This is a genomic window from Pseudomonas sp. LFM046, assembly GCF_000949385.2.
Taxonomy (GTDB): Bacteria; Pseudomonadota; Gammaproteobacteria; order Pseudomonadales; family Pseudomonadaceae; genus Metapseudomonas.
Map to the genome: position 1 here is coordinate 2,111,880 of NZ_JYKO02000001.1, position 15,416 is coordinate 2,127,295.

Annotated in this window: 11 protein-coding genes; 3 read left to right on the forward strand and 8 right to left on the reverse strand. The window is 58.7% G+C overall.

Annotation, left to right across the window (positions count from 1 at the left end; all coding sequences use genetic code 11):
* Positions 1-38: 38 nt before the first annotated feature.
* Together TQ98_RS09805 and TQ98_RS09815 are read right to left on the reverse strand one after the other, a co-directional pair.
* Positions 39-536, reverse strand: coding sequence for a hypothetical protein (locus TQ98_RS09805; RefSeq protein WP_044875243.1), 498 nt, complete (start codon positions 534-536; stop codon positions 39-41).
* 509 nt (positions 537-1,045) lie between these two features.
* Entirely contained in the window at positions 1,046-2,416 is a 1,371-nt protein-coding gene (locus tag TQ98_RS09815; RefSeq protein ID WP_044875245.1) for an IS1182 family transposase, read from the reverse strand.
* A 138-nt stretch (positions 2,417-2,554) separates the two neighbouring features.
* On the opposite strand from TQ98_RS09815, the gene TQ98_RS09820 reads away from it, so the two are divergent.
* Positions 2,555-3,175 (forward strand): tyrosine-type recombinase/integrase, encoded by a 621-nt coding sequence (locus TQ98_RS09820; RefSeq protein ID WP_044875246.1) that lies wholly within the window; start codon positions 2,555-2,557, stop codon positions 3,173-3,175.
* An 860-nt stretch (positions 3,176-4,035) separates the two neighbouring features.
* On the opposite strand, the gene TQ98_RS09830 is transcribed toward TQ98_RS09820, so the two are convergent.
* The 5 genes from TQ98_RS09830 to TQ98_RS09850 form a co-directional block, all read right to left on the reverse strand.
* Positions 4,036-4,968 (reverse strand): hypothetical protein, encoded by a 933-nt coding sequence (locus TQ98_RS09830; RefSeq protein WP_206781050.1) that lies wholly within the window; start codon positions 4,966-4,968, stop codon positions 4,036-4,038.
* A 189-nt stretch (positions 4,969-5,157) separates the two neighbouring features.
* On the reverse strand, positions 5,158-6,138 hold the full coding sequence (locus TQ98_RS09835; protein WP_052659267.1) for a membrane dipeptidase: 981 nt from the start codon (positions 6,136-6,138) through the stop codon (positions 5,158-5,160).
* A 107-nt stretch (positions 6,139-6,245) separates the two neighbouring features.
* Positions 6,246-7,445 carry an MFS transporter gene (locus TQ98_RS09840; RefSeq protein WP_158249350.1) on the reverse strand — a complete coding sequence of 400 codons (1,200 nt, stop codon included), beginning with the start codon at positions 7,443-7,445 and terminating at the stop codon, positions 6,246-6,248.
* Complete coding sequence (locus TQ98_RS09845) at positions 7,429-9,084, reverse strand: hydantoinase B/oxoprolinase family protein (RefSeq protein ID WP_044875250.1); 1,656 nt, start codon at positions 9,082-9,084, stop codon at positions 7,429-7,431. Before TQ98_RS09845 ends, TQ98_RS09840 begins: the two co-directional genes overlap by 17 nt.
* A complete protein-coding gene (locus TQ98_RS09850; RefSeq protein ID WP_044875251.1) occupies positions 9,081-11,171 on the reverse strand; it encodes a hydantoinase/oxoprolinase family protein in 2,091 nt (696 codons plus the stop codon). Before TQ98_RS09850 ends, TQ98_RS09845 begins: the two co-directional genes overlap by 4 nt.
* Before the next feature lie 297 nt (positions 11,172-11,468).
* Here TQ98_RS09850 and TQ98_RS09855 point away from each other — a divergent pair, with 297 nt between their 5' ends.
* Positions 11,469-12,956 (forward strand): PLP-dependent aminotransferase family protein, encoded by a 1,488-nt coding sequence (locus tag TQ98_RS09855; protein ID WP_044875252.1) that lies wholly within the window; start codon positions 11,469-11,471, stop codon positions 12,954-12,956.
* 675 nt (positions 12,957-13,631) lie between these two features.
* Entirely contained in the window at positions 13,632-14,579 is a 948-nt protein-coding gene (locus TQ98_RS09860; RefSeq protein WP_044875502.1) for a malate dehydrogenase, read from the forward strand.
* Here TQ98_RS09860 and TQ98_RS09865 read toward each other — a convergent pair.
* Positions 14,573-15,262: a GNAT family N-acetyltransferase gene (locus TQ98_RS09865; RefSeq protein WP_044875503.1), complete on the reverse strand. Its 690-nt coding sequence runs from the start codon at positions 15,260-15,262 to the stop codon at positions 14,573-14,575. The genes TQ98_RS09860 and TQ98_RS09865 overlap by 7 nt on opposite strands.
* Positions 15,263-15,416: the final 154 nt, after the last annotated feature.

The window sequence follows — 15,416 nt, forward strand, 5'->3', positions numbered from 1 at the left end:
CCGAATAGGCTTGCCACCAGTAGCCGCTCCGCGCGCGGCTAAACTCGGGTGCTTGAGGTGCCGCGAGCGTACTTCTTCTGCAGGATCATCGACGCTTCGTTGTAGGCAGTCTGGAAGGCATCGCCGCCGACCCAACTCACTGCCGTGTCTTCGTCTTCATCGTGGAAGATCCCGCGATAGGCGATCAGTAGGCCCATCATGAAGTCGATGGCAGCGTCTTCCGCTTCCTCAGCGACCACCAGCTCCAACACCGGGTACTGCAGGAACACCAGGCACATTGCTAGTAGGCTGATGCCTTCGCCGACTTTCATCGCCTGGAACAAATCGTCGAAGTGCGCCGGGTCGAAACCGTTCTCTTCAATGTCTTTGAAGTCGAAGGTGCTCAGGTCGATTTCGACATCATCGAATGGCTCGTTGACCAGCGGATTGGCCAGAAGCGGATGTATGACATTGGCCTTGGCTTTGCCCGAACGGTTCTGCTTGGCCTTGGCTTTGGCCCGCTGGGCGCGTTTTTGCTGTTTATCAGAGGAGGACATGGAGGCGAGTTCCTTGTTCGATGCAGCCATGTTCATGGCCCAGGGTAATCGGGCACCAAGTGTATTCAGTCTTGGCTAGGTTCGTCGGCCAAGGGGGGCAGATTTTTCGTGCTCTAAACGTTTGCTTTCGGCCGATTCTGTTGAAAAAGTCGGTGTTGGCCAGATTCGCCTGTCCATAGCCCCAAAAGCGGCTGATTTGCGCGTTGCTACGTGAAATCCAAGGCAGTTCTACCCCGGAAATGGCTCAGATTTCAGCGTACACAATGCACTTTTGTGGGCAGAAATCTCGAAGGGGGTTTTTCAACAGAATCGGCCAGAAGCAGTCGTTCGTGAGCGTCTCTTTCTGGCCGATTCTGTTGAAAAAGGCGATTCTGCGGCAGCCAGCCGGCCAGGTGTGCCGGCTGTCGAAGTGGCTGCAAGCCACTTCGAGTTGCCTTTCGGCGTTTCACTGAGCCACCGGGCTCAGGTTTGCGGGTTAATTCGAGGGTTTCTGCTCGCAGCAGGCGTACCTATCCCGTGATCGGTGGCCCGTGAGGCATGAGCTTGGCCATGCGTCGCAGGTTTTGCACCGTCGCGGCCAAGGTGAATTCGTCGGTGGCGCCGGTCAGGCCACGCAGGCGCAAGCGGTCGAGTTTCATGATCCGTTTGAGGTGGGCGAACAGCATCTCCACCTTCTTTCGCTCGCAGCGAGACACGAGGTACTCCGGTGTCTTGGCGATGCGTCGAGCTACGTCGCGAGCAGCCTCATGGATGCTGCGCACGATCTTGCGGTTCGGCGTGTTGGGGCAGCACTTGTCTTTCAGCGGGCAGGTGGCGCAGTCGGCTTGGCTGGAGCGGTAGATGATGGTGTTGGCCTTGGTTACCCGCGATCTCTGTTGGGTGAAGGCGCGCCATTCACTGCGTAGCGGTTTGCCAGTTGGGCAGCGGTATTCATTGGCCTCCTGACTCCAGTGAAAGTCGCTGCTGGAGAAGCTGTCGTCCTTGCGCTCGGTCTTGTCCCACACCGGCACATGCGGCTCGATGTCCTTCTCCTCGACCATCCAGGCCAGCATCGGGGCCGTGCCATAGGCGGTATCGCCGATCAGGCGTTCCGGTGTGAGGTCGAACTGCGCTTCGACGCGCTCGACCATCGTTTTGGTCGACTCGACTTCGGCAGTCCGATGCGCCGGGGTGGCTTCCACATCCAGGATCACGCCGTGCTCGGTGTCGATCAGGTAGTTGGTAGCGTAGGCAAAGAAGGCCGGACCACCTGGCGCGGCGGTCCACCGGGACTGCGGATCGGTGAGTGAAATTTTCTTGGGCAGGGCTTCGGCCAGCGCTTCCTCATCGAGGGCTTCGAGGTACTCGCGCACGGCGCGGCTGCTGAGCGCCGGATCGCGCCAGTCGACTTCATCGCCCGCCACCCCACGTTGCCGGCTGGCATCCGCCTTGATGATGCTGGCGTCGACGGCGAAGCCTTCGCCCTTGATCAGGCCGGCCGTCATGCAGCGCCGCAGCACCTCGTTGAACAACCAGCGGAACAGCCCGCTGTCACGGAAGCGGCCGTGGCGATTCTTCGAGAAAGTCGAGTGATTGGGCACTTCGTCTTCCAGGCCCAGGCGGCAGAACCAACGATAGGCCAGGTTCAGGTGCACCTCTTCACACAACCGCCGCTCGGAACGGATGCCGTAGCAGTAGCCAACGACCAGCATGCGCACCATCAACTCCGGATCAATCGAGGGGCGTCCGATGGGGCTGTAGAATTCGGCCAAGTGAGCACGCAGGTCGCTAAGATCCAGGCACTGATCGATGCTGCGCAGGAGGTGTTGGGCTGGGACGTGATCTTCCAGATTGAACGAGTAGAACAGGCGCTGCTGTCCTCCCGGTAACTGCCCCATCATGCTGCCTGCCCCTACGCTCACTGAGCGCGTGATTTTGCCGGCGGCATGTGGCGGCAGCTACTTTTTCAACAGAATCGGCCGATTAACGTCCCTTGCACGGCTGCCCATCCTTGTCCTCCCTCACATGGAGGACAAGCCATGAACACCATTGCTACCTGCGACCATCAACCTTGGAACAAAGGAAAATTGGTTGGGCAGAAAGCCCCGCTTCGACTCAGAGATATCTGGGCCATTCGGGTAAGGCTCCAAATTGCGGAGAGAACCCGAGATCTGGTTCTCATCAATTTGGCCATCGATAGCAAACTGCGAGCCTGCGATTTAACCAAGCTCCGTGTGCGCGACGTTGCCCATCATGATCACGTGTCATCGCGAGCCATCGTGATGCAGCAGAAAACTCAACGACCATTGCAGTTTGAGATTACAGAGCAAACACGGTCGGCTCTGGGAGCCTGGATACATCAAGCCCAGCTCAGCAGCCAGGACTGCCTTTTTCCGAGCCGGCCGCATATCTCAGACCATCTATCCACCCGGCAATACGCTCGAATCGTCAAAGCTTGGGTGAAAGCCATTGGCCTTGATCCAGCCATGTATGGCACCCACACGATGAGGCGCACTAAGGCAACGCTGATCTATCGCAGAGCAAAGAACCTGAGGGCTGTCCAACTTCTGCTGGGCCATACGAAGCTTGAGAGCACTGTTCGATACTTAGGAATTGAGGTCGATGACGCTCTGGAGATGGCGGAGCAGACCGAAGTCTAACTATGCATAGCGACGGTCGAAGTCAGGCCGTCGCTAACCGGCCAATAGCGGGCAGCTTCGCTCGAGGCAAGACGTCCGCTTGACCGCCCAGTTACGCCGCGACGCACTCGTTGCCAACGCTGGCGATCGCTTACTCCGTTTGGTGCTTATCATTTCCATGGTGAAGAGTAGTTTCGTCGGCCACACTCAAACTCCTCCCCCCAAGGACGGGTCGCCCGCGTATAACGGTAACTGCTTAAACATAGGTAACTCTTCTTGTTCGGATCGAGAAGGCGCAACCATCGCGCAACCTGTCCAGAGGTAACGCGTATTCTGCGACTGCTGATCGTTTTCTATATAACCGACTTTGTCAATTTAACCTCCATGCGCCGGGAACGATTGCCCTGCGCAAGTCGTATGCCGTTCTGGTAGACCTCTATACAGCTACTCTCGCGGGCATATATCACAATACCACCCGGGAGATACTCGACATCTAGCGACGGAAGCATCGCTGGGTCTGTTATCAGTAATCGAACACTGACACCGTGCTTGATCCAGTACTCGCTTGACTTAGGCTCAACCACCAACAAAATTCGTCTGGACGTGCTATTTATGAAGTTGAATTCTTGCTTTCCCATTTCCAGCCTCCATGTGATCTATTCCCACCAACTGAACGACATGATCGATGTAACTGGCTAATCTATCGCCGGAGAATAATAAATTCTCTGAACATCATTAAATCCCGAAGACCATTCCCTGGCTGACACCACGCGTACGTTCGCGGCATAAAAAAGAAGCCCGTCACCAGGACGGGCCAAGTGCCGACGCGAAGTCGGTCAGAGCAACCAAATAGGATCAGCGATTGCTGAGAAGTGCTGCCTTTAGAACATGTAGACTAAGGACCCTGTAAGCGTTGTAGCACGCTCCGTGTTGTGATTTGCGTAGTCGAAATCAACGGTAGCGGAGATAAAAATGTTTTTGTTCGCCAAACCGTTATAGTTCAAGGTCGGCCCGGCCATGCCGCGCTCAGCCTTGGCGAAGTCAGAATCCGCGACATTGTAGAAGTCATACTCGTGATGGATTCCGACTGCCCAGTTGTCGTTGAGTTGGTAACCCAAGGCAATATCGGCTACGAACAGCGACAACCCGCCCTGCAGGCGTTTACGGCTACCGTCCTCAAGATCAGTGTGGTTACGGTCACGAAACATGTAGTTGGCGACAACCGGATTGACAGAAAGTTGCCACTTGTCATAACCGAAGAAGTTGTTGATATAAAACATCGCGGAATATTGGTCGGCACCCGAGCCAAAGCCGCTCGTCTTTTCCGATCCGTTCGGAAAGCTCACTGCGAAGGTTGGGCTGATCCACCAGGCGCGGTAGCCTTCAGTGTTGGGGGCGGCATCCGACACATGGGCTTGGTAGAAATATTCGATGCCCAACTGCGGTGTGGAGGTACCCCAGCGCGAGTCATTGCCCTCGAAATCGCTCCTTCTGTAACCGCCGAGGAAACCCGCCCACAGTTCGATCTGGTCCTGGTGCGTGTCGGAGATCACGCCGAAATCACTAAACCAGGCCAATTCGAAGAAATTGTTCGCTGTCTCGCCAGAATCTTGCTTCGAGTAATAAGGCCACAACTGCAGAGACCAGCCGGGTGGTCCGGGCTGCCCGCTGCCGAGGGTATTGCCCGCATGACTGGGTTGTGCGGAAAATGCCAGAATGATAAATGCCAACATTGCCGGAACCAGGGTATTTGACCACTTTTGTGCCAGCTTGCTTTGTTTCGGAGCTGCTGTTTGAACATTCTTGTAATTCATAATATTTATTGTTTTCGTGTTCAGGTTAAAATATTCACGACGGCGACTTCCGAGGCGAGCAAAAGCGCGAGCCAAACTTCTCGAGAAGCAAAGGCCCATCTTTTATCTCTTGATCTCAATGAATCGGCGTTATGAAGTTCCGGGTTTCACCCACTACTTCAGTTACTGTAAACCTGCTGCAGTGTCGTCTTAGCGCCACACGGTCTGGGCCACCCGCAGCATGTTTTCCCCTGCAACCTTTGCAATGTCTTCCTTGCTGTAACCACGCTGCCGTAGAGATGCGAGCATCTGAGATATACACTCCGGCGGCAGGGTGGGTACCTCGCTCCTGGGGCGCGAGTAGTGGCTTGCAGGCCAGAAGGCCGGGTCCGAGGGCGGGTCTTCAGGCTCACCTTCGACTGTGTAGCCGTAATCGATGCCAATGCCGACGTGGTCGACACCCACCTGTTGGACGATGTGGTCGACATGGTCGGCCATCGCCAGCGGATTGGCGTTGCCAGGCCCGAGAAACAGATCTATGCCATTGACGCAGATCACCCCACCCGCCTGGGCGCAAGCGACGATCAGCTCATCGGGGATGTTACGTGGATGAGGCCATACAGCATCGGCATTGGAATGGGAGAAAATGCACGGCAGTTCGCTGCAGGCGAGAATGTCGCGCACGGTGCGGTGGCCGGTATGGCTCAAGCACTTGATCATGCCTATCCGGTCCATCTCGGCGACCACTTTGCGCCCGAACGGTGTAAGCCCTTCGTCGACGGGGTCGTGCACGCCGCATCCCACCAGGTTCTGCCGGTTGTAGACAAATAGCGCCCAACGCACGCCAAGGTCATAAAGCAGGGACAGCAGATCGGCCTGATCACGAATGGCGTACATACCTTCGAGGTTGAAGCCGATGGCGAGCTTGCCTTCACGTCTCGCACGCGCCACGTCCTCTACACCGCTCAACAGGATGAACCGGTCGCTGTGCTCAGCGATCCAGCGGCGAAAGAAAGCCGCCATGCGGATCACCGCGTCGAGGTCACGGTCGGCATCGCCGAGGTTGAGGAAGGCGACGTTGAAACCCGCCTGGCGGTGCCGCTCGATTTGCTCGATGGAGCGAGTGCCAGGAATGTTGGGAAGGAAGATATGATTGTCCCACAGCAGGGGGGCCAATTGATTCATGTCCATCTTGCACTCCACAGGGTACCTGGGGCGGGTTGGTACCCGGCCCCATGCTAGCTCGACGGGAGAATGGCGAACGCAAGGTTTCTGCCTTCGCCACACCCATCAATGGTTCATCGGGCTATCCCGGCCGCCGTTAGCGACTGAGCCTTGCATCGCCGTGAGGCGACGTAGACCGCCACTGCGGTGAGGGCGAAGCAGGCGACGACCAACTCGGTCAACCCTGCTGGATAGCTGGTCAGCAGCCGGGTCCCCAGGGAGGGACCTACCGTGAAACAACCGGTTTGCAGGACCAGCCCGGCGACGGCAAGGCGTCCCGTCGGGTCGACCAGGGCGACCAGGCCCATCAGGTAGGGAAACGCCATCATCCAGCTGAATACCAGGGCCATGGTCCCCGCCAGAAACGCCGCCCAGGAGGAACCAGCGATTAGCAGCATCGCCAGGACTCCCAGCCCACAGGACACGAGCAATGGCAGGCGTTGCCCGAAACGGTCGCCACATACCACTGACACCAACGCACCAGCGATGCCCATCACCAGGTAGATATTGCCGATGGCACTCTCAACAGAATGGTCCGGTCCAGCGACCTTTGAGCCAATCTGTTCGATGCAACTCCACAGCGTTGTCAGCCCTATGAAATACAAACCCATCGCAACAAGTGAGACTATCGCCGCCACCGACAGTAGACTCGGCTTAACCGACGGCGCACCTGACGGTGACTCCGCGGCGTTGCGCTCGGGGAACCAACGCACCAACAGCAGGGCCACCAGGGCAATGGCGCCCAGCGGAGCCAGCAGGCTCAGCAGGCCGATGTGCGCTTCGAACAGCGGAACTACGTGGTACAGCGCCGATCCCAGCAGCAGCGACACGACCAGGTAGATCCCATATCCCCGGTCGGGATTACGAGTCACCGCAATCGCCGCGCCGATAATAATGGTGCCGCCTTCCCCCAGGCCTGTCAGTGCCTGGGCGAACAACAACGCGCCGGCATCATCGACCAGTGCCGCCATGAGATTGCCGAGCAGTACGACCAGAAGGCTTACCCCGGCAATCCAGCGCCATGAGAAACGCGATGTTGCCACTACCACCAGTATGCTTCCGATGGTCCCGCCCAGCATGCGCAGCGACACGGCATCTCCACTTTCGACAACCGTCATCCCCCGGTGCTCGACCAGCATCTGCACCAACAAGGGGATCAGCGCGGCGATGAGTGCGCCGGCAACCCCAGTAGCGATCACCGCTGTCAGCACCAAAGCTTCATGGCCGCGGGACGCTCCTGGTACCTTTGAATCGCGATCATTCTGCGTAGCCATAGACACCCCCTGCCCGCTCAAGAGTGATGAGACCATCTTCAATATCCTCACGAACCTGCTTCGGATCGCGCTCGCGAGGATTGCCATAGCCGGCGCCGTGAGATGTCCAGACGCGGACCTTGTCGCCGGGCCCCAAGGGGATCTGGCTCAACGGCACACCGGAGATTTTCTCTCCATTGGCGCGTTCGACCTCGGAGCGATTGAGTGACCCCTCGTTTCCGCCAGCCAGCGGCCAGGGCGCGTAGTGAGTGCGTGTCTGGATTACGTCCGCGAGGATAGTGTCAGCTGCCCGCGCGACGTATTCCACGCAAATACCCCGGCCACCACGAAACTTGCCTTCACCACCCGGCTCCTCGTGGAACTCGTAGCGGTCCACGCGTATGCCGTTGCGTGCTTCGCAGATCTCCGCCGGCGAGTTGCGCGCATCACCGTTGCCGAAGATGCCCGATGCGGACTGGCCATCGCGGTCGTAGCTGGCGCCCCAACCGCCGACATCCGGTGTAGCCATCATGATTCTCTGGTTGCGCTCGGGATGGGTGGCAAACATCGCGATGCCGTTGATCGAGGCCATATGCCCTGCGGCCATGCGTTCGGGCGAGAGATGCGCGACTGCCTTCCACACCAGTTCTGTGACGTACACCGAGGGCAGGATGTACAAACCGACTGCCGCATCCGGATGAGGGTCAAAGATCGAACCCTTGTCAGTGAGGAGTTTCATCGCCCTGAACGAGCCGCCGTTGGCCACCGAAGTCGGATTGGTGATCGCCTTGAGGACCAGACCGGCGCATACGTAAGTGCTGATCAACGGGTTGTTGAACGCGTTGGGCCCTTGCTCTGGATTGCCGCGCAGATCGACGATGAACTCGGTGGGACTGATCGTCACGGTGCATTGCAGCTTGCGGCCATCATCGAGGAAGTCTTCCGCATGGTAGACCCCTGCTGGCAATGCGCGCAGGCCCTCGAGGGTGGTCCGCTCACCCAGAGCGATCAGGTCTTCGAGGGCCTTGGTGACGCCGTCAGTGCCATAGCGCGTCGCCAGCTCGCCGACGCGGTCGGCGCCCAGGCGCACGGCCGAAACCATCGCCCACATATCGCCCAACGTCCACTTCGGTGTACGGGAGTTGGCTGCGATGATGTCGTGCACCGCCTCGACCATCCGGTCACCGTCGTACAGCTTGACGCCTGGAAGGATGAGGCCTTCTTGCACCGTCTCGGTCGCATCCGGCGACATGCCCCCCGGCACCATACCGCCTATGTCGCCCCAGTGCGCCTTCGCGGCGACCCAGGCCACAAGGGTTTGTCCTGCGAAGACCGGTTTGACTGCCACCACGTCGTTGAGATGAGTGCCGCCGCCCGTTGGTTCATTGACCAGGAACATGTCGCCCGGTCGCACGTTGTCGCCGAACTTGTCGATCATCGATCGAACGGCATTCTGGAGGATGCCGACGAACACCGGCAGGCCGGCGCCGTCGCAGACGAGCTCGCCGGATGCGTCGGTCAGACCCACGCCGAAGTCCAGCGCCTCGTAGATTATCGAGCTCATTGCGGTACGCCGCAGCGACGAGCTCATCTCATCACAGATAGCCTGGAAGCCGCTCTGAATGATGGCAATAGTGAAAGGATCGTGCTGCTGGATCATGCGTGTGCCTCCTTGACTTCGGCGGCGATTGAGATGAGAAGCGTGCGGTATGCATCGACATCTACGACATCGCCTGGAAGTACAACGATGGTCGTGCCTGACTCCTCGACGATCGCGGGCCCCGTGAAACGCATGCCCGGCAGCAGCTTGTCGCGGTCATAGATCGCCGCCTGGTGCGTGCCGTAGACATCGAAATCCACCTGGCGCGAGTCGATCCTGGCCGCGTCGGCCTTTTGCTCGCCGATGGCTTCGCGGTTGAACTCGACTTTCTGGGTACTACCGACACCGACCAGGTGCAGGTTGACCAGCTCAGCTTGGGAGTCCAGGCGGTAGCCATACTTGCGCTCGTACTGCTCGCGAAACGATTCCAGCAACTCGTCTACCGACTGGCCGGTACGCAGTTGCGGGGGCAACACGACCTTCACGGTGTTTTCCTGGCCGTCGTAACGCACATCTGCAAAATATTCGAAGTGCAGCTCTGGCAGGCCAGCCTGCCCTTGCTGGTACTCCGTTCTCGCCTGCTGCTCCAATGCACTGATCGCCTCGACGATTTCGCCCAATCGTTCGGGGACCAACGGGGTCGGCATAGTTACGATGTGATCGCGACGCAGGTCGGCCATCAGCATGCCCCAGGCCGAAAACACCGCCGCATTGGCTGGCACGATCACGGTCGGGATCAGCAGTTCACGAGCCAGGAAGGCGCCATGCATTGCCCCGCCGCCACCGAAGACGACCATGGAGAAGTCTCGCGGGTCATGGCCGCGATTGACGGAGATCAACTTCAAGGCGTTGATCATGTTGTTGTTGGCCACGCGCAGCACGCCACGGGCCGTCTCAAGCGCCGAAAGCCCGACCGAGTCGCCGATGCGGGCGAAGGCGGTCTCGACTTTGTCCAGGTCCGGTCTGACTGTGCCCCCGCAGAAAGTGCGCGCACCGATGCGACCGGTCAGTAAGTTGGCGTCGGTAGTGGTCGGTTCGGTACCGCCCCGTCCATATGCCACAGGGCCTGGGTCCGCCGCGGCACTCTTGGGGCCAACGTGCAGAGCGTTGTATTCGTCAATCCAGGCGATGCTGCCGCCACCATTGCCGATTTCCACGATGTCGATGGTCGGCGTCAGGATGGGATAGCCGGAGAAACGACGGGTTTTCTCGATGTAGTACTCGGTGGTAATGGGTACTGAGCCTGCTTCGATCAGTGCACATTTTGCCGTCGTACCGCCGATATCCAGAGCAATGATGTTCGGCCGACCGATCAGCATGCCCAATGCCGCCGCGGCATGTACGCCACTGGCAGGGCCGGACTCGACGATGGAGATCGGATTTCGCACGGTCGCTTCCCTGGTGTCGATGCCACCATTGGACTGCATGATGTGCAGGTCGGATTCCATTCCAGCCGCAGCCAGGCGCTGATCGAGAGTGTCGATGTAACGGGCAGCGCTGGGCTGGACATAGGCGGACAACACCGTAGTGCAGGTGCGCTCGTATTCACGCCATTCACGCGTAATCTGGTGCGAGGCGATGACCGAGACTTCGGGCCAAGACTCGCGAATCGCGTCGTAGACCCGCCTTTCGTGTTCGGGATTCACGTAGCCATTGAGGAAACAGATGGCAATAGCTTCGATGCCGTCTTTGCGGAAGTCCGCCAGGATGCCCTGAAGCGGCTCCAGATCCAGGGGAACCAGGACATTGCCCAAGTAATCGATGCGTTCATCCAGTACGCGCCGGTACTTGCGGCGTACAAATGGCTCGGGCTTCTCGAACTTGATGTTGAAATAGTCTGGCGTGCTGCCACGGCCGATTTCCAGCACATCGCGAAAACCGGCCGTGGTAATCAGACCGGTCCGCGCGCCTTTGCGCTCGGTTAGCGCGTTGATGACCACGGTGGTGCCATGGACGAAGAAGCGGCTTTCAGCCACTGGCAGCTTCGCCTTGGCCAGGACATCGACGATACCCTGCTCGAACCTGCCAGGCGTGGTATCCGCCTTTGCTGTGTGCAGCGCGACGAACTTGCCGTCGTCGCTGATTTCCTGGGCAACCAGATCGGTGAACGTGCCACCGACATCGGTTGCGATGCGAAATGAACTCATCAGCCCTCCGAGTACTTCTTGTTCTTTAAACTGGCTTGAACCAGTGCCACCAAGGCTAGGGATCGTGTGGCTCAGCCAAAAGGCCCAGGACCTGATCAGTCCATGGGCCCAGTCCGGTTCTCGTTTTTGTATGGATCTAGTCCGGATATATTCGGCGGAGCGGACGGCGGGGCTGAGGAGGGGCCAGCACCAAGGTCTGGCGCATGGAACAGGCGGGTTTCTTGCTCGGAGTGGGCGAATGAAGTAAAGAATTAGCCATATCGCATCGCTCAATCCACATAACAAGAACGCGTGCAGATGAAACTCGAACTACACCTTCTGGCCGAATGGACCCAGAACCATGAACCGGCCTTGCAGAAGAGGCTGTGCCAGGTCCTGACCGGGGCGATTGTGAAGGGCGTGCTTCCCGTTGGCGCACGGATGCCAGCGACACGCATTCTCGCGGAACAACTGGGCTGTTCGCGCAACACTGTGCGCTTGGCATATGACCAACTGATCGCTGATGGCTACCTGGCGTCATCCGAGCGCGCCGGCACTTTCGTCAACGAGCAGCTTCCTCACCTGCGCTTCAGGCAATCAGTCGCTGCCCTGGAAGACGATAGCTTCGACCCACGGCTTTCCCGATATGGTACGGAGCTCGATGCCTTTCCCGTGCCTGGTTCCTCCGAGCTAAAAGCGTTCTGGCCCTATGAAACGGACGCTCGGGAATTTCCGTTCAAATCGATGATCCGCCTGTTCTCCTGTTACTGGCGCTCCAGCCGCGAAGATGTTCTGCGCAATCATGACCCCGCAGGTTTTCTGCCCCTTCGTCGCGCCATTACCAGTTTCGTCCTGGCCCAGCGCGGCATAGTCTGCGAACCGTCGCAAATCATTGTATGCAACGGGACCGCGTCGAGTTTCGACCTGATTATCAGGCTGCTGGTGGATCGGGATGACAGGGTCTGGTTGGAGGAAGGCAATAACTCCAATGCGGCCGCATCCATTCACATGGCTGGTGGTCGCGCCACCCTGGTGCCCATGGATGACCAGGGCCTGGTCGTCAAGCAAGGGCTTGCTCAATGCGCTCAGGCGCGCATGGCCATTGTATCGCCGTCCAGTTGCTACCCGATCGGTACCCTCATGAGCACAGCGCGGCGACATGAATTGCTGACTTGGGCCCACGATGCAAACGCGATGATCATTGAGGATGACACCGGATGCGAGTATCTCTTCGAGGGGCATCCAGAGCCGGCGATTACTGCGCTGGATAAGAAAGGCCATACCATCTACGTCGGCAGTTTCTCGACCTACCTGTTTCCATCATTGCGCATGAGCTATCTCATCCTGCCGCCCGCACTGGCGCAACGCGTAGCGCGCCTAAGATACAAACTCGATTTCCACCCGGCCATGCCGATGCAGCCAGTGATCGCTTCGCTGATTGAGGATGGCTTGCTTACGTCGCACATTCGTCGGATGCACCGCGTCTATGCGAATCGCCGAATGGCCATCCAGAAGGCCTTCGCTGAACATCTGTTGGACGCATTCACATTGCATCTGCCTCCGGCAGGGCTGAATGCGATTGCCCGACCGACACAGGATTACGCTCCAAGCGAATTCTGCGAAATGATTGCCTGCGCGATGCGCCACGAAGTCGGCTTGATGCCGTTCGCTCAGGCAGACGAGCAGAACAGGCGCCCCCCTATTCTTTTGGGATTTGGCGCTACCAATGAGGCAGAAATCGAGGCGGGCGTCCTGCGCCTGGCCGATGCCGTGGCCGAATATCGGCGATCTGGCAAAAGCACCTGAGAGCATCTAAGCAATTCCTTCGCCGCGTTCAGCGGATGAACTCCGGTCTCCCTTGGTCTGAAGCCAAACAACGCATGGATTTCGCTTCGTTGATGTCATTCAGGGTCGGCCTCAAGACGCGTTGATCAGCGCTGCGTGGCTTAGGGGGAATCGCAAGGATTTTCCTTATTTGAATGATTCTCTCAGTGCGGTGACGTAAGTGCCGGCGATATCCATTCCAAGCTCGTCGCTCGGTTCTGGTGAGAGGACTCTTGCCTGAGTCAAAACACTGTCCGCTTTTGGCCGATTCTGTTGAAAAAGGCAGAGCCGCCTCGGCTCGCTAGCAAAAGGCCGAAAAAACGACCGGCTGAAGCGTTGCTACGCGAAATCTGAGGCAGATCGGGAGCGGAACTGCTTCAGATTTCAACGTCGGCGGCACTCTTTTGGAGGCAGAAATCGCAGAGGGACTTTTTCAACAGAATCGGCCGGTTGAAGACTGTCGCGACCGGCTTGCGCCAGACCATTTCCGAACTCTGACTTGCCCAGCAAACGTCGACAGGGGAAATGTCCGGGGGCCAGGACTGCCCATTAGTCACGGCGTCGGCCACCTTCGGGTGGCCTTTTTGCGTTAGCGGGTAATACTTCTCTGCAAAGGTGGGCGTGTTGCGGGTGGCGCGCGCCGCGCGGAGGTGTGAGGTGAAGAAGCTATCAATTGTGGGTGCTGGAATGGTGGGTGAGGCAGCGGCTCAGATCATCGCCCGGGACGAGTTCTGTCGTGAGTTGATGTTGATTGATGTGCAGGGTGAGTTGGCAAAGGGCAAGGCGCTGGACGTCTGGCAGGCGGCAGTTGAGTCAGGTTCTGATACCCGGGTCTACGGCGGGTCCAATGCCGAATTGCTGCAGGACTCTGACCTGGTGGTGATTACGGCGGGTGTGCCCCGCAAGCCGGGTCAGTCGCGCCAGGATGTCTTGAGTATCAATCTGCCAATCCTCGATAGCATCATGCTGGATATCAATCGTCATGCTCCGGCGGCGACGGTGCTGGTGGTGTCGAACCCGGTCGACGTGCTGACCTATCGGGCTTGGTCTCTCAGTGGACTGGGGCGCGACAAGGTATTCGGGCAGGCGGGGGTGCTGGATACAGCGCGCATGAAGTGTTTCATTGCCGAGGAGACAGGGTTTTCTGCTCGGGATATCACGGCGCTGGTGCTGGGAGGGCATGGCGATAGCATGGTGCCGCTGATGCGTTACTGTGCGGTCGGTTCGGTGCCGCTGTCTCACTTCCTGTCCAGTCAGCAGATAGAGCGGATTGTGGAGCGTACACGTCAGGGTGGCGGCGAGATTCTGGGTTTGAAGAAGCTGGGGAGCGCCTGCGATGCGCCGGGTGTGGCCATTGCGCAGATGGTGGATGCCATCGCCAATGGGCGAAACCGCATTTTGCCGGCGGTCGCGATTCTCGAGGGCGAGTACGGGCGAACCGGTATTGCCATGGGTGTCCCCTGTGTGCTGGCAGCGGAGGGGCTTGTGCGGGTGATCGAGCTGCCTCTGGATGCGCAGGAGCAGGCGATGTTCGACCACTCTGCAGATCATGTGGTGCGTGATATTGCTGAAATGAATGCGTTGTCCCCCCTCGGTCGTCAGTGAATCGTAGGGAAACGCTCTTTCACCAATGTCTGAGCCTGATGGGCCATCTGGTCAAGCAGGCGGTCGCGTTTGTTCTCGGCCTCGCTCATGGCCTTCTTGCCGTGCTGCTGCACCAGGTAGGCGTGGATCTGCCGCACTTCCTTCGATTGGAATATCGGGGCGAGATCCTGCACCGCCACCATGCCGTCCGAGCGGTGACCGCGGGTGTTCAGCAGCACGTGCGGCCCCTGCGCTGCCAGTACCTGAAACCCCATCGACTCGAAGGTCGGCACCTTGCTCGCCACGCAGGCCAGCTCGGCGTGGGGCCGACGCTTGACCATCTCCTGCAACATCGCCCGGGCAATACCGCGTCGGCGGTGGCTGGCCTGGACGGCCATATAGGCGAGCGTGCAAGCCTCGGCATCATCCTGGCTCGGCAGGTACAGGGCAAAACCCAGCACCTGGGCGGGGTCTTCATCATCCAGGGCCAGGATCAACCGCGCGGTGCTATCCGGAGAGCTGTCCATGGCCTGCAGATACAGGTGCACCTCGTAGCCAATCACGTACTGATACAACTGATAGAGCGGATTGCTAGGCGTCAGCGGCACCGGGCTGATGTCGCTGAAGTAGTCCACCACCATTTGTAGAACCTGACTCTTCAGAGATTCGGGCGGCGATGTATCCAGGTTTACAAGGGTGAACATCTGAAGCTGGCTCCGGGCGTGCCCGATCCGGGGGATCGGCGCTGGCGCCATTGTAACGCCCGCGAGCATCGAGTGTTCTCGCCGCACTCGCATGTGAGAAATGGGGACAGGTTTATCTCCTTCGCTCTAATCCTGCCCATCCAGGCAGCAATAG

Bases quoted from the DNA above. Each gene is read 5' to 3' on its own strand.
- TQ98_RS09855 (WP_044875252.1), top strand. From the start codon at position 11,469: ATGAAACTCGAACTACACCTTCTGGCCGAATGGACCCAGAACCATGAA.
- TQ98_RS09835 (WP_052659267.1), bottom strand. From the start codon at position 6,138: ATGGACATGAATCAATTGGCCCCCCTGCTGTGGGACAATCATATCTTC.
- TQ98_RS09805 (WP_044875243.1), bottom strand. From the start codon at position 536: ATGTCCTCCTCTGATAAACAGCAAAAACGCGCCCAGCGGGCCAAAGCC.
- TQ98_RS09815 (WP_044875245.1), bottom strand. From the start codon at position 2,416: ATGATGGGGCAGTTACCGGGAGGACAGCAGCGCCTGTTCTACTCGTTC.
- TQ98_RS09820 (WP_044875246.1), top strand. From the start codon at position 2,555: ATGAACACCATTGCTACCTGCGACCATCAACCTTGGAACAAAGGAAAA.
- TQ98_RS09845 (WP_044875250.1), bottom strand. From the start codon at position 9,084: ATGATCCAGCAGCACGATCCTTTCACTATTGCCATCATTCAGAGCGGC.
- TQ98_RS09850 (WP_044875251.1), bottom strand. From the start codon at position 11,171: ATGAGTTCATTTCGCATCGCAACCGATGTCGGTGGCACGTTCACCGAT.
- TQ98_RS09840 (WP_158249350.1), bottom strand. From the start codon at position 7,445: ATGGCTACGCAGAATGATCGCGATTCAAAGGTACCAGGAGCGTCCCGC.
- TQ98_RS09830 (WP_206781050.1), bottom strand. From the start codon at position 4,968: ATGAATTACAAGAATGTTCAAACAGCAGCTCCGAAACAAAGCAAGCTG.
- TQ98_RS09865 (WP_044875503.1), bottom strand. From the start codon at position 15,262: ATGTTCACCCTTGTAAACCTGGATACATCGCCGCCCGAATCTCTGAAG.